Annotated in this window: 17 protein-coding genes; 6 read left to right on the top strand and 11 right to left on the bottom strand. The window is 58.0% G+C overall.

Annotated elements, in window-relative coordinates; all coding sequences use genetic code 11:
- Window positions 1-92: 92 nt before the first annotated feature.
- Genes BH714_RS01440 through BH714_RS01430 form a run of 3 tightly spaced genes read right to left on the bottom strand, consistent with a single transcriptional unit; the run spans window position 93 to window position 3,158 of the window.
- A complete protein-coding gene (locus BH714_RS01440) occupies window positions 93-959 on the bottom strand; it encodes an efflux RND transporter periplasmic adaptor subunit (RefSeq protein WP_040016839.1) in 867 nt (288 codons plus the stop codon).
- Window positions 956-1,171 carry a DUF1656 domain-containing protein gene (locus tag BH714_RS01435; protein WP_020885123.1) on the bottom strand — a complete coding sequence of 72 codons (216 nt, stop codon included), beginning with the start codon at window positions 1,169-1,171 and terminating at the stop codon, window positions 956-958. Before BH714_RS01435 ends, BH714_RS01440 begins: the two co-directional genes overlap by 4 nt.
- Window positions 1,161-3,158 (bottom strand): FUSC family protein, encoded by a 1,998-nt coding sequence (locus BH714_RS01430; protein WP_040016834.1) that lies wholly within the window; start codon window positions 3,156-3,158, stop codon window positions 1,161-1,163. Before BH714_RS01430 ends, BH714_RS01435 begins: the two co-directional genes overlap by 11 nt.
- A 76-nt stretch (window positions 3,159-3,234) precedes the next feature.
- Between BH714_RS01430 and BH714_RS01425 the strand changes: the two genes are divergently transcribed.
- On the top strand, window positions 3,235-4,029 hold the full coding sequence (locus BH714_RS01425) for an AraC family transcriptional regulator (RefSeq protein ID WP_025204769.1): 795 nt from the start codon (window positions 3,235-3,237) through the stop codon (window positions 4,027-4,029).
- Here BH714_RS01425 and BH714_RS01420 read toward each other — a convergent pair.
- Window positions 4,026-4,916 (bottom strand): oxidoreductase, encoded by an 891-nt coding sequence (locus BH714_RS01420; RefSeq protein ID WP_025204770.1) that lies wholly within the window; start codon window positions 4,914-4,916, stop codon window positions 4,026-4,028. The genes BH714_RS01425 and BH714_RS01420 overlap by 4 nt on opposite strands.
- A 143-nt stretch (window positions 4,917-5,059) precedes the next feature.
- Here BH714_RS01420 and BH714_RS01415 point away from each other — a divergent pair, with 143 nt between their 5' ends.
- Window positions 5,060-6,181 carry a YbdK family carboxylate-amine ligase gene (locus tag BH714_RS01415; protein WP_040016833.1) on the top strand — a complete coding sequence of 374 codons (1,122 nt, stop codon included), beginning with the start codon at window positions 5,060-5,062 and terminating at the stop codon, window positions 6,179-6,181.
- On the opposite strand, the gene BH714_RS01410 is transcribed toward BH714_RS01415, so the two are convergent.
- From BH714_RS01410 to BH714_RS01400, 3 genes are all read right to left on the bottom strand, one after another.
- Window positions 6,132-9,266, bottom strand: a complete 3,135-nt coding sequence (locus BH714_RS01410; protein WP_040016832.1) for an efflux RND transporter permease subunit — start codon at window positions 9,264-9,266, stop codon at window positions 6,132-6,134. The two genes, BH714_RS01415 and BH714_RS01410, sit on opposite strands and share 50 nt — an antisense overlap.
- Window positions 9,267-9,275: 9 nt before the next feature.
- Window positions 9,276-10,337: an efflux RND transporter periplasmic adaptor subunit gene (locus tag BH714_RS01405; protein WP_040016831.1), complete on the bottom strand. Its 1,062-nt coding sequence runs from the start codon at window positions 10,335-10,337 to the stop codon at window positions 9,276-9,278.
- A gap of 106 nt (window positions 10,338-10,443) precedes the next feature.
- On the bottom strand, window positions 10,444-13,152 hold the full coding sequence (locus BH714_RS01400; RefSeq protein ID WP_040016830.1) for a cation-transporting P-type ATPase: 2,709 nt from the start codon (window positions 13,150-13,152) through the stop codon (window positions 10,444-10,446).
- Window positions 13,153-13,640: 488 nt separating this feature from the next.
- Between BH714_RS01400 and BH714_RS01395 the strand changes: the two genes are divergently transcribed.
- The gene (locus BH714_RS01395; RefSeq protein ID WP_025204775.1) at window positions 13,641-13,889 is read left to right on the top strand and encodes a DUF1158 domain-containing protein; all 249 of its coding nucleotides are present in this window, start codon (window positions 13,641-13,643) and stop codon (window positions 13,887-13,889) included.
- Window positions 13,890-13,949: 60 nt separating this feature from the next.
- Here BH714_RS01395 and BH714_RS01390 read toward each other — a convergent pair whose 3' ends face one another.
- Both BH714_RS01390 and BH714_RS01385 read right to left on the bottom strand, forming a co-directional pair.
- Entirely contained in the window at window positions 13,950-14,291 is a 342-nt protein-coding gene (locus BH714_RS01390; protein ID WP_040016829.1) for a RamA family antibiotic efflux transcriptional regulator, read from the bottom strand.
- A 32-nt stretch (window positions 14,292-14,323) separates the two neighbouring features.
- A complete protein-coding gene (locus tag BH714_RS01385; protein ID WP_020885133.1) occupies window positions 14,324-15,427 on the bottom strand; it encodes an MBL fold metallo-hydrolase in 1,104 nt (367 codons plus the stop codon).
- A 190-nt stretch (window positions 15,428-15,617) separates the two neighbouring features.
- Here BH714_RS01385 and BH714_RS01380 point away from each other — a divergent pair, with 190 nt between their 5' ends.
- From BH714_RS01380 to nfsB, 3 genes are all read left to right on the top strand, one after another.
- On the top strand, window positions 15,618-16,208 hold the full coding sequence (locus BH714_RS01380) for a TetR/AcrR family transcriptional regulator (protein WP_020885134.1): 591 nt from the start codon (window positions 15,618-15,620) through the stop codon (window positions 16,206-16,208).
- On the top strand, window positions 16,198-16,566 hold the full coding sequence (locus tag BH714_RS01375) for an MmcQ/YjbR family DNA-binding protein (RefSeq protein ID WP_032677586.1): 369 nt from the start codon (window positions 16,198-16,200) through the stop codon (window positions 16,564-16,566). The genes BH714_RS01380 and BH714_RS01375 overlap by 11 nt, the downstream gene beginning before the upstream one ends.
- A 121-nt stretch (window positions 16,567-16,687) precedes the next feature.
- Entirely contained in the window at window positions 16,688-17,341 is a 654-nt protein-coding gene (gene nfsB, locus BH714_RS01370) for an oxygen-insensitive NAD(P)H nitroreductase (RefSeq protein WP_040016828.1), read from the top strand.
- A 121-nt stretch (window positions 17,342-17,462) separates the two neighbouring features.
- Here the strand turns inward: nfsB and BH714_RS01365 are convergent, their stop codons facing one another.
- Both BH714_RS01365 and BH714_RS01360 read right to left on the bottom strand, forming a co-directional pair.
- Window positions 17,463-18,497 (bottom strand): hypothetical protein, encoded by a 1,035-nt coding sequence (locus BH714_RS01365; RefSeq protein WP_040016827.1) that lies wholly within the window; start codon window positions 18,495-18,497, stop codon window positions 17,463-17,465.
- On the bottom strand, window positions 18,494-19,363 hold the full coding sequence (locus BH714_RS01360; protein ID WP_040016825.1) for a helix-turn-helix transcriptional regulator: 870 nt from the start codon (window positions 19,361-19,363) through the stop codon (window positions 18,494-18,496). Before BH714_RS01360 ends, BH714_RS01365 begins: the two co-directional genes overlap by 4 nt.
- Window positions 19,364-19,468 lie beyond the last annotated feature (105 nt).

Below are 19,468 nucleotides of genomic sequence, written 5' to 3'. Positions count from 1 at the left end.
TTGCCTATCCTTACCGCCTGTCTGCCGTGCGGTAAGGTTTTTTTGCTCAAGAGCGCTCACTATCGGATTTCCCTTCAGTACGCTGACGCCCCTCATTCCGGCACCACCTCCACGCTCGCCGACAACCCGGCTACCAGCTCAACCCCCTTCGGTAATGCATCAATATGTATGCGCACCGGGACGCGCTGCGCCAGCCGCACCCAGCTAAACGTCGGCTCGACGTCTGGAAGCCCAAGCCCGCCCGTCTCGTCGTTGTTATCACCGATCCCATGGCCGATGCTCTCAACATGCCCGGCAATCACCGGTTCATAGCCCATCAACACGATATGCGCCGTGCCCCCAACGCGAATATGGCGAAGTTTGGTCTCCTCGAAATACCCCACCACCCAGAAACTGTGCGCATCGACGATGGCGACCTTAGTCTCCCCCGCGGTGGCATAGTCCCCCGGGCGAAGCCGCAGATGGGTGATATAACCCGAGACGGGAGCCCGTACGGTGGCATGGGACAAATTAAGCTCGGCCAGTTCCAGCGCAGCAAGCGCACCGTGATAATTCGCCACCGCGACGTTCGCGGCGCTGCCCGTTTGCTGCAAATCCTCGCTGGATATCGCGGCTTTAATCTGTGCGCGTCGTCTGGCGGCATCCTGTCGCATAACCATCTCATGCCGTCTGGATTCCACCTCCGCCTGCGCGCTGGCCACCGCCAGCGTGAGCCAGTGCGGGTCGATAGCGTAGAGCACATCGCCCCGGTTAACCCACTGGTTATCCCGGACGGCCACGCGGATTACCGGCCCGGATACGTCCGGCGCAATCTGTACCACATCCGCCCGTACACGGCCGTCGCGGGTCCAGGGCGTTTGCGCATAATGTTTCCACATCATAAAAGCCAGAAGTGTGGCCGCCGCGACGGCACATAACGTCAGCGCATAGCGACCGACCAGAGAAAGTAATGATTTCATCTAAATAACCCCAGCGCGGTCAGGCCCTGCATCAGCAGGAAAAAGGTGACCAGATAAGTTGAAACGTCCAGCAGCGGGCGAAAAGGCAAACGACGGTAGAGCCTGCTGAGCGATAAAAGCGCGATGAGTGCCAGCGTGCAGGCCAGCGCCGCGAGCGCGGTGACAAGCAGTCCCGGGATAAAAACGCCCCCGATATTCAGATCATTGACCATCGTCTGCCCTCCGTAATGCGCAATGTAAATCCACCAGATGGCCGACAAACTGGCGCGTTTGTGCATCTGCGGCAGGCAAACAGAGGCGGATGTGGTCGGCGATGTGTTCACGCAAGGCGTCGGTGTCGCTCAGGTGATACAGGTGCGCGCTGATCTCCCTGCTCGCGGGCATACCGCAGCGGCGTAAATGCATCACCGAAAGGCCGATGCGCAGCGCGCGCAGCAGCGGGTTCAGCACCTGCTCTGAGGCACGTCCGCTGCGCTGCAGGCGCGGCAGTAACAGGGCAGCGCGGTCAATCATCAGATTGGTCCAGTGCGTCTCATCCAGCAGAAGCTTGCCCTTCACGCTGCGACGAATATCGCGCTGGCACAGCGTGTGCAGACGCGCGATGGCCGCGTCGGCCTGCACGGTTTGCAGCAGGCTCATGCTGATAACAGCAAAGCCGGTTGCGGCAAACAGCGCAATGGCGGTATTGGCCGCCGTGGCAAAATCTCCGCTGTAGTGGGCACCCAGCTCGCACAATACCGGCAGCGTCAGGGTGATCCCCATCGCCATAAACGTAGTGGGAGGACGTGCCTGAAGCGACCCGGCCAGCAGATATACCGGCGCCAGCACGGCCACCAGCACGGGGAAATCGCTCACCTGCGGAAGCAGCGCAAAGCTGTACAGCAGGCTAATCAAGACGCCCCAGAACGAGCCAATAATGTATTTCACTATGTGCGGAGCCGGGGTGTCGAAACTGCCAAACAGCGTGCAGCAGACCCCAAGGATAGAGACCGCCGTGCTGCCATCGGGCCAGGCGGAGAAGATCCAGACCAGGCAGCCGCTCAGGATAATGGCGAACGCGCCCAGCGCGGTGCGGGCGGCAGTAAGAGGATCGCGATGAAAAACATACCCTTTAACTGCCCTGCCCGCCGTCAGTCCGTGGGCGGGCTTCGCATGGTGGATGGCATCAGAAAGACGTTCGCACTGCTGCAACAGCGCAATGGCCTGCGTCAGATAACGGACAAAACTGGCCAGCAGCGCGTCGTTCATCGTCCGGGCCTGTGCAGCGTAGCGCTCTGCGAGCTGTTCACTGCGTGCCATTAACGCATCTGCCGTGCTGTGGCGTGCAGCATCTTTATCCCCCAGCCAGGCCTGAACGTCGTCGAGCAATACCTGCAACCCGGCAGGCACCGTCGCCGGTAAGCGATCGCGTAATTCACAGTTAACGATGACCAGCCGCGCCAGTCGGTCATGGATAGCCTTTCTGCCCTGCCGCACCGGAGCAGACAGGGCAAAATCATACGGAATATGGTGGCTTATACCCTGCAGAAACTGCAGCGCCAGCGCCAGATGCAGCGGGTCTGAAACCGCGACGGGTTTGCCTGCGAGGGTGTCAGCCACCCGCTCACGCGCGGCGTGCAGGGTTTGCGATAACTTACTGTTGAACAGGCCGGAGATACGCGCGGGTAACACATAGCGATGTATCAGCGCCGCGCAGAAGATCCCAATGACAATCTCCTGCACACGGATAATGGCGATATTAAAAATCCCGCCGGGGTCGGATACCGCAGGAAAACCAATCAGGCTCGCAGTGTACCCGGCCAGCACAAAGGCATACGCCCGCGGGGTGCGCTCCAGCAGAGATAAATAGAGGCAGAATGTGATCCAGCCCGACAGCATCACGCTGCAGAGGATCGGCATATTGACGAAGGCAGGCACGATCGCAACGGTGGCGCAGGCCCCCACAACGGTGCCGGCCAGACGATAGAGACTTCTGCTCAGCGAGGCCCCCACCGAGGTCTGCGACACGATATAGACGGTAATAATGGCCCACGATGGACGTTCGAGGCCTATCGACAGCGCAATGGAGTAAGCGAGCATCGCCGCTGCAAAACTTCTCGCGGAATAGAGCAGCGCGCTGGCATCGTTACGCAGCCCGGGAGATAACCGCTCACGCATGGCGCGCCACGAATGAAAATGAAAAGCGTTTAATATGTTCATGCCAGAATTATTACTGGCTTGCGAACCCGCTTAAATACTCTATTCTGTCAAAAAATACCTAAATGTTGCCAGAAACGTGAAACCTCAACTTGCCAATACGCTCTTCGACCCTGACGCCACCGCATGCCCGGCCGTAGCCCGACATCTGGATTTCGTGGAGTACGCCGCGGAAGTGCCGGTGCACACCCACCGTAAGGGGCAGCTGATTATTGCTTTGTATGGCGCGGTGATTTGTCATGCGGAAAATGATATCTGGATCGTGCCGCCAGACTGTGCCGTCTGGATCCCTGGCGGGATCGCACACAGCGCCAAAGCGACCTGGAATGCTCATCTCAACTATCTGTTTATTGAGCCCGGTGCCGCCGCGCTGCCGGAGAAATGCTGCACGCTGGCCATTTCCCCGTTAATCAAAGCGCTGGTTGACCGTTTGACGCATGAACGCGTTGATTATCCGCCAGAGAGCCATGCCGCGCGGCTGACCAGAGTGACGCTTGATGAGCTCGCCAGCATGCCGCAGCAGAAGCTGAGCCTGCCCGTTTCAGCCCATCCCAAAATTCGCGCCATGGCCGACGCGCTGGTCAGCCATCCTGACGACAGAAGCACCCTGAAAGCCTGGGCGAAACGGCTGGCGCTGAGCGAGCGCTCCTTTGCACGTTTGATGGCGCGCGAGACCGGGCTGAGCTTTGGCCGCTGGCGTCAGCAGCTGCAGTTGATTATTGCCCTGCAGGAGCTGGCAAGCGGTGTCCCGGTCCAGAACGTGGCGACAACGCTTGGGTATGAATCCGTGAATGCGTTTATCACCATGTTCAGGAAAGCCATGGGCACCACGCCCGCGCACTATTTTGCCGAACGAAAAGTCAGCGGCCGTTAACCCGGCCCTTCGCTGCCTGCAGCAAGCAGGGGAACCAGCACATCGCTAATCGGAACGGGAATACCGTGAGCACGACCATAGCGCTGGATCACGCCGTTGCGGATATCCCACTCCATGGGACGGTTGGCCTGACGATCGGCCAGGATAGACGTGCCCAAATCGGCAGGTGCGCGCTGGAAGTTCGCCAGGATCTCCTGCGCAACGTCATCATGCAGCACCGCGCCTTCTGCTCGGGCCACGGCAAGCCCCTCGCGCAGATACGCCAGCGCCAGCTCGCTGATATCCTCACGGGAGAACATCCCGGCACGACGATTCGCAAGCACCATCAGGCCTGCAACCGCATTTTGCAGCAGCTTGCGCCATGCGACGGTAAGAAAATCTGCCGACAAGTCTACTGCGCAGCGCGTGCCGTTCAGCGCATCAGCCACCCGTTTTGCCTGCGGCAAATCCGGCAGCGTCAACCGCGGACTGGCGCGCAGCCAGACGGAGGCATCCGGCTCACGCTGCGCCGGGAACCAGACCACCGACGGCAGTACCGTCGCGCCATTGACCCACGGTGCCAGTTGCGCCTTTTGCTCGACGCCGTTTTGCAGCGCGCAAACCACCGTGTTTTCATCGCACAGCGCGTTCAGCCATCCCGCGCTGTCGGCGTTCTGGGTCGTTTTCACTGCGATAAAAACCAGATCGTACGGACGATCGATGACCGTCGGATCGGTTAATACCGGACCGGGTACCACGATTTCACCCTCATCGTGCCGCAAACGTAATTGCGGATGTGCGGTACGTCCACACAGTTGCGGCGTGCGGCCAGCCTCATGCAGCACCGCAGCGATAGTGGTTCCGATTGCACCGGGTCCAATCAGCGCAATGGTTGGATAGTCAGACATTGTTAACTCCCCTGGTCGCTAAAGCCCTAATCAGTGTGCCGTGGCGTTCAGCATAGCCGCCACACGTCCCTTTATACCACCGCCTGAAGTGGGAGCCATACCCGTTGTCTATACTCATGTCATCTACGACAACGGAGTGCACCATGCCATTACCCGATTTCCATTCCTCTGAACCTTATACCCTTGGTATTGAACTTGAACTGCAGGTGGTTAACCCGCCGGGGTACGATCTGAGCCAGGACTCCTCCGCCCTTATCGCTGCCGTCAAAGACGACATCAAAGGTGGGGAAGTGAAGCACGATATCACCGAGAGCATGCTCGAAATCGCCACCGGCGTGTGTCAGAACATTGATCAGGCCGCCGCACAAATCTCGGTGATGCAGCAAAGTATTCTGCGCGCCGCTGCGGAGCAGCATATTCAGATCTGCGGCGGTGGGACGCACCCTTTCCAGAAGTGGCAGCGTCAGGAGGTGTGCGATGACGAGCGCTATAACGTCACGCTCGAACGGTTTGGCTATCTGATTTTGCAGGCGACGGTATTCGGCCAGCACGTGCATGTCGGGTGTCGGACCGGCGACGACGCTATTTATCTGCTGCATGGTTTGTCGCGCTTTGTCCCCCACTTTATTGCTCTGGCGGCGTCCTCACCCTATATGCAGGGTACGGACACGAAGTTCGCCTCGTCGCGGCTCAATATCTTCTCGGGATTTCCGGATAATGGACAGATGCCGTGGGTGAACAACTGGCAGGAGTTCGAAGGGCTGTTTCGTCGTCTGAGCGCCACCAGCATGATCGACAGCATTAAAGATTTGCACTGGGATATTCGCCCCAGCCCGCATTTTGGCACGGTCGAAGTGCGGGTGATGGATACACCGCTGACGCTCGGCCACGCGATCAACATCGCCGGGTTGATTCAGGCGACGTCTCACTGGCTGCTGACCACGCGGCCCTATAAGCATCAGGAAAAGGATTTTCTGCTGTACCGCTTTAACCGTTTTCAGGCGTGTCGTTATGGGTTAGAGGGCATTCTGACGGACGTGCAGACTGGCGAGCACAAAACCGTGGCGGAAGATATTGGGTGGCTGCTGGAGCAGGTTGCGCCGTCGGCCGAGAAGCTCGGCGCGACGAGCGCGATTAAGGAAATAGCCCTGATGTTAAAACAGGGCAAGAGCGAGGCGCAGCGCATGCGCGATTTTATCGCAGACGGCGGTTCGCTTATTTCTCTGGTTCAGAAACATTGCGAGCTGTGGGCGACGAGTCCGTAAGGCGATGCCCCCACTCACGCAGGCGCTGGAACAGCACAAACAGCGCCGGGATAAACAGAATGCCGACCACGGTGGCCACCAGCATCCCGCTGAACACCGTGGTGCCAATGATGCGGCGGCTCTGCGCCCCTGCCCCGGACGCCAGCATCATCGGCAGCACACCGATAATAAATGACACCGCCGTCATCATCACCGCCCGGAAGCGGCGTGAGGCGCCTTCACGGGCCGCATCGACAATCGCCATCCCCTCATGACGCCGTGCGCGGGCAAACTCGACGATCAGGATCGCGTTCTTGGCCGCCAGCGCGATTAACAGCACCAGGCCAATCTGCACATACACATCGTTGGCGTATCCCGCGATCCACAGCCACACCAGCGCGCCCCCGATGGCGAACAGGACTGAGAGCATCACGCTCGCGGGCAGCGTCCAGCTCTCATACTGCGCGACAAGGAACAGCCACGCCATAACCACTGCGGCCAGGACAATCCAGATGGCCTGATTTCCGGTCTGCTGCTCCTGATAAGACATCCCGCTCCAGGCATAGTCGTACCCGGCAGGCAGGTTTTCCGCCAGAAGCTCGCTCATCACGGCCATCGCCGTGCTGCTGCTCACGCCGTCTGCCGCCGACCCGCTCACTGACACCGACGGGAACTGGTTGTACTGCTGCAGGAACGGTGCGCCAACGGTCGGGGTAATCGTGACAAGATTACTCAGACGCACCCGCTCACCGTTATTGCTACGCACGAACAATTCGCTGATTTGCCCGGCACGCTCGCGCCACTGCATTTCGTTCTGTACCACCACGTGGTAGACGCGGTTGTTAACGCTAAAATCCCCGGCACGCGTGCCGCCAAAGGCGGTTTGCAGGCTGCTGAAGATGCGCGAGACCGGCACGTCGAGGCGGGCAGCGCGCTCGCGATCAACGGTCAGCGTCAGCTGTGGCACGTTGCTGCTCCAGGTGGTAAACACCCGGTTAAGCTGCGGATGCTGGTTAGCTTTTATCAGAACGTTGCGGGTAACGCGTTCCAGCTCCGCCGGGCTTTGCCCCGCCTGGGCCTGAATACGCAGGTCGAAGCCGGAGGCGTTGCCCAACCCCGGCAACGTCGGCGGGGCGAAGGTCATGATGGTCGCTTCCGGCAGCGCCAGCAGCTGACGCTGCAGCGTTCCCATCACCTCATCAAGCGGCGGACGCTCACTCCATGTCTTCAGCATGATGGAGATAAACCCGCCGTTAGACGCGCTGGTACCGTTGAGAATGTTAAAACCGGAGACCTGAATCACATCCTCGACCGCAGGGTGTCTGGCGATAAGCTCCCGCGCGGTGGTCATCACCGCTTCGGTACGCTCCAGCGACGCCGCTTCCGGCAGTTGCACGCTGGCGAAGAAGTAGCCCTGATCTTCCTGCGGCAGGAAGCCCTTTGGCATCGACATAAAGCTGAACACCACCACGCCCGCCGCACCGGCCGTTGCCAGCAGCACCAGCCACGGACGGAGGTTAATGCAGTTAACGATGCGGGTATAAACGGTGCGCGTGGTATCCAGTCCGCGGTTGAAAACGCGGTAAACCGCGGCTGGCTTCTTCGGGCGCGGGCGCAGCAACAGCGCACAGAGCGCTGGCGTCAGGGTCAGCGCCACCAGGCTTGAGAGCGTGACGGCGGTGGAGAGCGTGACCGCGAACTGGCGATACAACTCCCCCACGATCCCCGGCAGCAGCGCCACCGGCACAAACACCGCCAGCAGCACCAGGGTGGTGGCAATCACCGGCCCGGCAATCTGGCGCAGCGCCTGTGCGGTAGCCGCCGTGCGGCTTTGCCCTTCCGCCATTAGCGTTTCAACGCTCTCCACCACCACAATGGCGTCATCCACCACCATGGTAAGCGCCAGAATAATGGCGAACAGGCTGAGCGTGTTGGCCGAATAACCGAGGGTATAGAGCACCGCAAAGGTGCCGACCAGCGACACTGGAATGGCGAGCGCCACAATCAGCGTCGCACGCCAGCTCTGCAGAAATAAGGAAACCACCACCACGACGGCGAGCAGGGTCAGCGCCAGCGAGACGCCAATCTCCTTGATGGTCGCGGCGACAAAGGTGGTGGTATCGAATTTCACTTCATAGGTCAGATCGTCCGGGAAGGGTGCAGAGAGTCGCGCCAGCTCCGCGCGAACCGCATCGGCTACGCGCAGGGCGTTGGCGGACGGCGTAGGGTAGATGCCAAGATAGGCCGAGTCATGCCCGTTCAGCTGGGCGCCGGAGCTGTAGCTGCGCGACCCCAGTTCAATCGTGGCGACATCTTTCAGGCGCACCAGCTGGCCCATCTCCCCCGCACGGATAATGATGTCTGCAAAGTCCTCAGCCTGATTTAAACGCCCCAGCCCGTTAATCGTCAGGGTTTGCTGCTGGCCGTTAAACACCGGCGGCGTTCCGACCTGGCCTGCCGCTCCCTGGACGTTCTGCTCGCGTAACGCCTGAGCCACGTCATCGGTGGTCACGTTCAGGGCGTTCATGCGATCCGGACGCAGCCAGATACGCATGCTGTAGTCGCGCGCGCCAAACATCTGCACCTGCCCGACGCCCGGCAAACGCGCCAGCGCTTCACGCACCTGCGTGCTGGCGTAGTTACTGACGAAAAGCGGCGTGTGGCTATTGTCCGGTGAGTAAAGGCTTACCCCCATCATCAGATTGGTGGCGCGTTTACGCACCTGCACGCCGTTTTGCTGCGCCTCGGTGGGCAATTGCGCCACAGCCTGCGCCACGCGGTTTTGCACGTCGATGGCGGCCAGATCCGGATCGGTCCCTGCCGCAAATGTGATGTTCAGGCTGTAGGCACCTTCATCCGAACTGGTGGATTCCATATAGAGCATGTGATCCACGCCGTTAAGCTGAGTCTCCAGCGGCGTGGCAATGGCTTCCGCCACGTCAGCCGAACTGGCACCCGGCCAGCTGGCGGAGACATTCACCACCGGTGGGGTGATCTGCGGGTACTGCTCCACCGGGATAATCTTCAGCGCGATGGCACCCAGCAGGGTTATCACCAGCGCAATCACCATCGCGAAGCGCGGGCGTTTGATGAAAAACGTCAGCATGATGGCTCCTTAATTCAGTATCTGCACGGCTGCGCCAGGCTGTACGCGCTGGGCACCGTCGGTGATCGCTCGCTCACCGGGATGTAAGCCGGATGAAATCTCAAACTGCTGGCCAATCTGTCCGGCAATCTTCAGCGGGCGTTTTTCGGCTTTGCCTTCTGCGTTAACCACCCAGGCAAAGAATCCCTCGCCGTTTTGCTGTACCGCCGCAGCGGGCACTGTCAGCACCGGCTGCGCGCTTGCCGGACGCAGGTAGACATTCACATTGCCGCCCGGCAGCAGCTGATGGCGCGGGTTGGCAAATTCAGCGCGCAGCATCACGCTGGCGGTACGCGGGTCGATACGATTGTCCACGGAGGTCAGTTCACCGCTCAGGCGCTGACCATTGCTGTCAATCCGCGCCTGCCAGGCGCGCTTCAGGGCGCTGATATCCGCATGTTGTCCGGCTTTGGTGGCAAACGCCCCCTCTTCCAGCGCAAAGGCGATACGGATCGGATCAAGCTGCACGACATCCACCAGCACGCCGCTTGACGGGTTCACCAGGCTGCCGGCATGGAACTGGCTGTGCCCCACGCGGCCATCAATCGGCGATGTGATGCGCGTGTACGCCAGCGTCACGTTACGGGTTTCGAGGCGAGCTTTCGCCTGCTCCAGCGCAGCGCTGGCGACATCGCGCTGCATGCGCGCGTTATCCACGTCGTGACGGCTGATGGCATTGCTGTTGCCCAGGCTTTCAAAGCGTGAAAGCTGCTGCTGCGCCTGACGCAGCGTGGCTTCCGCGCTCTTTACCTCAGCCTGTGCCAGACGCACGGCGGCGCGTGGCTCGGCATCGTCCAGCTCGAACAGCACGTCACCTTTTTTCACGTATTGTCCGTCGCGAAAATGAACCTGGGTAATCACGCCTTCCGTGCGCGCTCTTATCTGGACGGTATGAATGGCTTCAATGCGGCCAGGCACGTGCCGTTCAGCTGCGTGGGTCGTTTGCTCCACAACCGCCACGCGAACCGGAATGGCAGCAGCAAACGCGGGTTGAAAGAGGGCGAGGAGGACGAACAGGAGCGGGAATTTCATGGGGATGTACCTCTGATGTGTTTCCCTCACCCCGGCCCTCTGCCCAATGAAAGGGAGGTCAGCATCCCCTCTCCCGGCGGGAGAGGGTTAAGGTGAGGGCAAAAGGTTATGCAGCCTTACGGAACCTGCGGGTCAGTCGCTTCTCGATTTCAACAACGAAGAACATCACCGCGGCTACCGCCAGCGTGACGAACCAGTAGCGCAGAGGCAGCGCTTCCGTACCGAAAAGCATCTGCATAAACGGCAGGTAGATGATTGCCGCCTGGAGCAGGAACAACACGCCTGTGACCAGCCAAATCCCTTTGTTCGCCAGCAGGCCACGGTTCAGGGAGAACCCTTCAGTGTTGCGGCAGTTAATCATGTATACCCACTGGGCGCAGACCAGCATCTGCAGCAGCACGGTGCGGATGAACTCCGCGCTGTGGCCACGCGGTGCCAGCCAGGCTTCCAGCGCAAAAGCGGCGATGGCAATCATGGTCCCGACGAAGGCCACGCGCCATACGGCGTACGCATCCATCACGTGCTGTCCGGTCTGACGCGGCGGACGCTTCATGATGTTGCGCTCAGCGGCTTCAAAGGCCAGGCCAAAGGAGAGCGTGGCGGAGGTTGCCATGTTCATCCACAAAATCAGTACCGGCGTCAGCGGGATAATATTCCCTGCCAGCAGCGCAATAACAATCAGCAACCCCTGCGCCAGGTTGGTCGGCATAATGAACAGAATGGTTTTCTTCAGGTTGTCGTAAACGCGACGCCCCTCTTTTACCGCGCTGGCGATGGTGGCGAAGTTATCGTCGGTCAGGACCATATCCGCCGCCTCTTTAGTCACTTCGGTGCCTTTGATGCCCATTGCGATGCCCACGTCCGCCTGGCGCAACGCCGGAGCGTCATTCACACCGTCGCCGGTCATGCCCACGATCTCACCCTTGTCCTGCAGGGCTTTCACCAGGCGCAGCTTATGCTCCGGGCTGGTACGGGCGAAAATGTCATATTTCACCGCGGCGTCTGCAAGCTCAGCGTCGTCCATTTTCTCCAGCTGGTAGCCCGTCACCGCCTGCTCGCTATTGGTGATCCCGAGCATCTGGCCGATGCTCATTGCCGTCTGCGGGTGATCCCCGGTGATCATCTTCACGCGGATCCCGGCCTGCTGGCAGGCATGAATCGCATCAATCGCTTCAGGACGCGGTGGATCCATCATTGCGGCAATACCGAGGAAGATCAGCCCGTGATTCAGATCGTCATGCGTCAGCGCCTGCTCACCGTTCGCCGGTTTGAACGCCGCGGCAACCATACGCAGCCCCTGACGTGCATAGCGCTCCATCTCGGTTTCCCAGTAAGCGCGGTCGAACGCTTCAGCGCCGTTACGGGCCTGCTGCTGTTTACACAGCGCGAAAATCACGTCCGGCGCGCCGGTAATCAGGATGTGCTCCTCGTGACCAATCTGATAGTGGGTGCTCATGTACTTGTACTGCGAATCGAACGGGATCTTGTTAATCAGGGTGGTCATCACCGGCTCAAGATGCGCCTTCGCCGCCAGCACCTTCAGCGCCCCTTCGGTCGGCCCACCGGTGATGCCCCACAGACCGCGTTCGTCCTGAATCAGCTGGCTGTCATTACAGAGATCGACAGTGCGCAGGTACTGCTCCAGCACGGTGCCCGGCTGGATCTGCATCGGCTCGTCGCTGCCTTCCAGGTAAATGTTTCCCGCCGGCTCGTAGCTATTACCGTCCACGCGGTAGCAGCTGTCGGCAGTAATGATGGCTTTCACCGTCATCTCGTTCATGGTCAGGGTGCCGGTTTTATCCGAGCAGACCATGGTCATCGCCCCCAGGGTTTCAACCGTTGGCAGCTTGCGGATAATCGCCCGCTTGCGTGCCATCGCCTGTACGCCAAGAGAAAGGATGATAGAAATAATGGCTGGCAGACCTTCCGGCACGGAGGCGACCGCCAGGCTAATCAGAGAGAGCAGCAGCTCGCCCATGGGGATTTCGCGGAACACCAGGCTGAAGACAAACAGTGCCGCCATCATCGCCAGAATAATGGCGAAGATCGCTTTCCCCAGCTTGTCCATCTGCACCAGCAGCGGCGTACGATGCTTTTCAATACCCGCCATCATCTGGTTAATGTGGCCAAGTTCAGTCTCTTGCCCGGTGGCAATGACCACGCCAATGCCGCCCCCTGCACTCACGGTCGTACCGGAAAAGACCAGGTTAGTGCGGTCGCCCAGCGGTAATTCACCGGTCAGCGGATTAATGTGTTTATCCACCACGGTAGATTCGCCGGTCAGAATAGCCTCTTCCACGCGTAAATTATGCGCTTCGATTAAACGCATATCCGCCGGAATACGATCACCTGCGCGTAATACAATAATATCGCCCGGGACTATTTCAGTTGTCGGTAGCGTTTCATGATTGCCATTGCGAATGACGCGCGCTTCGCTGGAGAGCATATTGCGAATACTCTTCAGGGATTTTTCCGCATTGCTTTCCTGAATATGGCCAATTAACGCGTTGATTACCGCCACACCGAGGATAACCAGCGTATCGACCCAGTGGCCCATAACCGCGGTTAATACCGCCGCGGCAAGCAGAACGTAAATCAGTACATCATTAAAATGGGCGAGAAAACGTAGCCAGGCGGGCTTGCCTTTTTTCTCCGGCAACGCATTAGGGCCATACTGATGCAGACGTGCCTGCGCTTCAGCACGGTCGAGGCCGCTTGCCTGGCTCTGCTTGTTAGCAAGCACTTGCTCAACGGTCTGCTGATACGCCTGCCCACCAGCAGGTGGCATGTTCTGAGAGAGATTTTTTTTGGTCATCGTATTTTTCCTTCAATATACGGTGGACGGAAGCCTGAATTCCTTTCTGGCTTTAATAAATTCATTTTTAAGGCTTGCGGGTAAAATTGATCTACCGCAATATAATTACTGCCGGGATATTCAAAAGTAATAACTATTATTCGAATACGATGATTTTTACAAAATATTTCTAAACCAACGCTAAACGAGGAGGAACCATGTTTGGTATTTATCGCGCACGCCGCCTGGCGTTATACATTGTCGCAGCCATTGTTATTGCCACGTTAATTGGATATAGCACTTATATGTTTGTAAAATTATTTGCATGACAAGGACATTTATTTACATAACGCGATAATAATTTAATCGCTTCTGAGAGATTATTCTCTTTCTGTTATTTATTCGCAGAAAAGCGCATTTGATTTAACAAAAAACGTCTGCCGGGTTTATATTGCTTTACGTTCCGCGATGCCGGACAATGACATTTTTAACTGACGATTAACATTAAGATGAAACACCCGTTAGAATCGCTGCTCACAGCGGGGGGCATTTTGTTGATGGCCCTGCTCTCCTGCCTGCTGTTACCTGCGCCGTCGCTTGGGCTGGTGCTGGCGAAAAAGCTGATGACGATCTTCCACATGGTCGATCTTAACCAGCTGTACACCATTTTGTTCTGCGTGTGGTTTTTACTGCTTGGCGCCCTCGAATTCTTCATCCTGCGTTTCGTCTGGCGTCGCTGGTTTTCACTGGCATCGTAAGTAAAAAAAAACCGGGTGCGGCTGCGCCTTACCCGGTCGGATTTCTGCATAACGCCACGTTCAGTGTGTCCGGCTGTGGTTCTCTTTGCGGTACGCGCCAGGCGGCTGGTTGAAGGTACGGGTAAAGATACGCGTAAACGTCTGCTGCGAATCAAAGCCGTAGCGCAAACAGATATCGTAGACACGCTCGTTCGATTCACGCAGGTCACGCGCTGCCAGCAGCAGCTTGCGTTCGCGAATGTAACGCCCGAGACTTTCGCCCTTGTACTGCATAAACAAACGCTGCAGATGCCATTTCGAGTAACCCGCGTGGCGGGCGATCTCTTCGATACGTAATGGCTGGTGCAGGTTGTCGTCGATCCACTCGACGATGGTGTCGATGACTTGAGCGGAAATGGTCATACTGCTCTCCCCCTCTGCTTCTCGCTTAAACATTATTCCCACCACTCACGAAAGGTTTGCGTGGTATCACTCACGTGAACAGGTTCACCCAGCTCCGGCGTCAGTAGCCGATAATTTTTATCTTTACTGGCCTGCGCCAGCTGGATCAGCGGATCGTTCCAGGTGTGTTTCGCCAGCACAAAGCGTCCGTTATGACCGGGCACGACAGCTTTCGCGTTAAGGTCAGCCGACGCCTGCGCCGTTTCCGCCGGCATCATGTGAATGTACTTCCAGTCCCGATCGTACTGGCCGTTTTCCATGATGGCTAAATCCACCTCGCCGAACTGCTCACCGATGGCCCTGAAGTGCGGGCCGTAACCGGAGTCTCCGCTGTAATAAACCTTCTGCGCCGGCGTGACGAACATAAAGCTCCCCCACAGGGTTTGATCGCGTTTAATCCCGCGTCCGGAGAAGTGACGTGCCGGCAGGACGTGCACCGTTAAGTCATCACTGATGCGCACCGACTGGTTCCAGTCGCGCTCGTCGATAATCTCCGGCTTCATGCCCCAGTAGCGCAGATGAGATCCAACGCCCAGCGGGGTAACCACACGTTTCACCTTCGGCAGTAACGCCCTGATGGTGGCGTAATCCAGATGATCGTAGTGATCGTGGGAGATGATCAGCAGGTCGATCTCCGGCATGTTCTGCGCATGCCAGGGATACTCGCCCGCAAAAGCTTTATTGAGGAACGAGAACGGCGCGGCATAGTTGCTGAGTACCGGGTCAATCAGAATACGTTTACCCGCCAGCTGCATATACCACGACGAGTGACCGAGCCAGACCAGTGTGTCCTGCTCCAGCGGCAGACTGGCGAGATCGGTTTTCACCAGCGGCAGCGGCTGCGCGGGACGGGCATTTTCGGTTTTGCGGGTCAGAAATTGCCACCACGCCACCAGCATATTTTGCTCGCCGGTGAAGCCCGGTGTCGGCAACGTATTGTGGAATTTCCCGTCGCGATACTGCGGGGAGGCCTCCACTTCGGTAAGCTGCGCACCCTGCGGTGGCTGGCCAAATCCAGGATTCAGGACAAAAGGTAAACTCGCAGCTGAAGCAATAATCATGACGAACACCACGCAGATGAATAGAGGCTTTTTCATATCCTGACCCGAAAACGCGCCCCATCCGATGGTTTACGCGGGTTGAACTTGATTATGAGTGAGTAAGCACTCATTATAGATATGATGATAAAGTCGTCAAGACGTTTTCGATCTTTGACATTGCGCGTTGCAGCCTGTCAAAGCACGTGTTTCAATCAAGGTTTTTACAATTGACAGGAGGAACAATTTAGTGGCACGTCCGAAGAGTGAAGATAAAAAACAGGCCTTACTGGACGCAGCAACCGCTGCATTTGCACAGTCAGGTATTGCCGCCTCAACGGCCTTAATTGCCCGGAACGCGGGCGTCGCTGAAGGCACACTGTTCCGCTACTTTGCTACCAAAGACGATCTGCTGAATGCCCTCTATCTTCACCTGAAGCAGGATCTCTGCCAGACGATGCTGGCGGAGCTTGATCGCACGCTCACCCTTCCCAAAGAACATACCCGCAATATCTGGAACAGCTACGTGGACTGGGGCATCCGTAATCCTGTCGCTCACGCCGCCATTCGCCAGCTTGGCGTCAGCGAGAAGATCAGCGCCGAAACGGAGCAGGCCGTGCAGGAGATGTTCCCGGAACTGCATGAACTGTGCCGTCGTGCAGTGCGTCCGGTATTTATGTCCGATGAGTTTCGTACCTTTGGTGATGCCATGTTCTTATCGCTTGCCGAAACCACCATGGAATTTGCCACCCGCGATCCGTCCCGCGCCGTCGATTTTAAAGCGCTGGGCTTTGAAGCCATGTGGCGTGGACTCGCCTCCGAGGATATTGATGGACAGTAAATCGCTGCAGGAACACGCCAAACGCGTGGCGCTGGAACTGCCGTTCACCGAACACTGCTGGCCGTTCGGGCCGGAATTTGATGTGTTTAAAGTGGGTGGCAAGATTTTCATGATTGTTGCGGTTGCTCACGGGCGACCGCATGTCAGCCTGAAATCCGAGCCGGAAAAATCCCTGTTAAACCAGCAGATCTACCGCGGCGTTGAGCCGGGGTATCATCTCAATAAAAAGCACTGGATTTCACTCTACGGCACCGACGATGTTACGCCGGAACTGGTGGCCGATCTCATCAACGATTCCTGGAATCTGGTCGTCGATAAGCTGCCGAAAAAAGACCAGAAATGGATCAGGCCGCGCTGATTGTTCGTCTGAGACGAACAGATTAAGCGCTCAAAATGCACTTATCTTTTCCCGCTTCGCACGGTAATCTGCACTCCTTTTCGCGCCCGCACGCGGGCGAATTTTATCACCAGGAGTTGTTATGGATATCATTTCCGTTGCCCTGAAACGCCACTCCACCAAGGCGTTTGACCCAAGCAAGAAACTGACCGCTGAAGAAGCGGAGAAGATCAAAACCCTGCTGCAGTACAGCCCGTCCAGCACGAACTCCCAGCCATGGCATTTTATTATTGCCAGCACTGAGGAAGGTAAAGCGCGCGTGGCCAAATCTGCGGCAGGCACTTACGTGTTCAACGAACGCAAAATGATGGACGCCTCTCATGTGGTAGTGTTCTGCGCGAAAACCGCCATGGACGATGCGTGGCTTGAGCGCGTCGTGGATCAGGAAGAGGCCGACGGTCGCTTCAACACCCCAGAAGCAAAAGCGGCGAATCACAAAGGTCGCTGCTATTTCGCCGACATGCACCGCGTGGATCTGAAAGATGACGACCAGTGGATGGCGAAACAGGTTTACCTCAACGTCGGTAACTTCCTGTTAGGCGTGGCCGCGCTGGGCCTGGATGCCGTACCCATTGAAGGTTTTGACGCCGCCATTCTCGACGCAGAGTTTGGCCTGAAAGAGAAAGGCTTCACCAGCCTGGTGGTGGTCCCGGTTGGACACCACAGCGTGGAAGATTTCAACGCCGCGCTGCCAAAATCTCGCCTGCCGCTGAGCACGATTGTGACCGAGTGCTAAGACAAACGGGCCGCAACTGCGGCCCGTTTTCAATCACGCGTCATCTGCCTGGTTTCGCCATTGAACCAGCATCTCACGCAGACGGCGTTTTCTGCGTCTTCCCGATCAACACGCGCAAAACTTACTTCTCCGCACGCCCGGCATGCCAGATCCGCTCCGCATACCGCCCTATCACCGCCAGCGACGCCGCCAGAATCAGGAAGAACACCACCTTGTTCATCCCATCCCAGAAGTATTCGAAGTAGCGGGTATAGAGGTTAATGGCGAGGAACGTCAGGCCAAACCCGCGCAGCATGCCGTCGTCGGTTTTCAGACTGATGTAAATACAGAGAACCGCCGCCACCGCAAACAGCAGCGCCCACGGCAGCAATGAGGCCTGGGTCACGCTGTACCAGTTATCGATATCGTAATTACCAAATATCGACATGATCCACAGGGCGACAAAGAGATACGTCAGCCCCATCGCTTTACTGGTGGTGTAGAGATGACGGGACTGCAGCACAGCGCGCAGGATCCAGCACAGGGCCAGCAGCGCGCCGCCGAAAAAGATAAAGCGCACTGGATAGTTCATCCCCAGCCAGTAAGCGCCCCAGCCGGACATATAGCCCGTCTCCGCGCCAAACCAGTTGCCAAGCGAGAGCAAGAAGAACAGCCAGACCAGCCCGGAGCGGCCGAAAAAGCCTACCAGGCCATAGACGGCACAGCCGGCCAGGAACAGGGGCGCGATGTGGCCGCTGCCGTTATCCAGCCGTTCACCCAGCTGCCAGAGCGCGATGGCGGTAAACAAGACTCCGAGGAACAAAATCGCTTCGGTACTGTAATGCCACTGCGTCTCCCGCCGCTGGCGGCTGAAGCCCCACAAATAAAACAGCACGGCCAGCAGTGCCGGCAGCCCGATGCGGGCAAGGGAGGAAAAAGCGAAGAATTCGATAATACGCGCCATCAGTTCGCTGTCCGAGAACAGGCTGCCGATGGCGATAATGACGCAGGCGAGTGCCGTCCAGAAGGCATAGCGGCTCAGCCGCTGCCAGTCCATGGTCACGCGTTGAAGCGTACCGGCCAGCCGATGATGGTCGTCAGCGGTTAATGTGCCTTCCTGTTGCCATTCGTTGAGTGCGCGGCGTAGCAGCCGCTCCTGTTTGCCGGTAACCTTCATTTTGCCTGCTCCGTCAGCCATTCCATTGCTCTCTCCCCGGCTTCATCCACTGGCAGATACACCAGCAACCGGGAACCGTTTCGTGGAGCAGAGTACCAGTACATCTGCTGCAGGGTAAATTCCCCAAGCTCAGGATGGGTAAACAACTTGAGCTGGTTTTCCACACCGCGCACGTCATTGCGCTGATGCCACAGATTTTTAAACTCCTCAGAAACCGCAAAGAAGCGCGCCAGTTTGGCTTCCCACAGCGGGTCACCCCGGTGCTCGGCCATCGCCGCCCGGAAATAGGAGACAAAGACGGGCAGCACATCGTCACGTCTGCCGAGACGGGCGCGCCATGCCGGGTGGGTGAGGAACAGATAAATACAGTTGCGGTCTTCCGGGGGGATCGTATTGAAATCGACACCCATCAGATGACCAAAGCTGTCGTTCCACGCCACGATGTCGAAATTGGGTTTCTGAATGCTGGCCGGTTTCGGCATTAACGTATCAAGCAGGCGGCGCGTGCCTTCGCTGATCCCTTCACAGCAGGTGGCCTGCGCTGCTTCACCCGGCGGTAGCCCGGCCAGCACAAAAAGATGGCGCGCTTCGGTCGGGGTACATTGCAGCGCTTTTGCCACGGCGGCCATCACCGCGCTGGACGGATTGACGTCCCTGCCCTGCTCAAGCCAGGTGTACCAGGTCACCCCGACGTCCGCCAGCAGGGCCACCTCTTCACGGCGCAGCCCGGGCGTGCGACGTCGACCGCTGCGCGGCAGGCCGAGCCGCTGCGGATCGAGGCTTTCGCGTCGGGCGCGTAAAAACGCACCAAGTTGTTTTCGGGTGTCATCCTTGAGCGAGACGACGGGTTCAGACATCAGCGCCATAAATCCCCCTGCATGGTAGTGCCAGTACCAGTATAAGCAAGAACTGGTACCCGTTTATCAGATCGTTGATGCTACGACCATCTGTTGAATGACGCAATGGAGTTA

The sequence above is a fragment of the Enterobacter ludwigii genome (genome assembly GCF_001750725.1).
GTDB lineage: Bacteria > Pseudomonadota > Gammaproteobacteria > Enterobacterales > Enterobacteriaceae > Enterobacter > Enterobacter ludwigii.
Note: the sequence above shows the minus strand (reverse complement) of the source record. Positions and strands in the feature narration are given on the sequence as shown.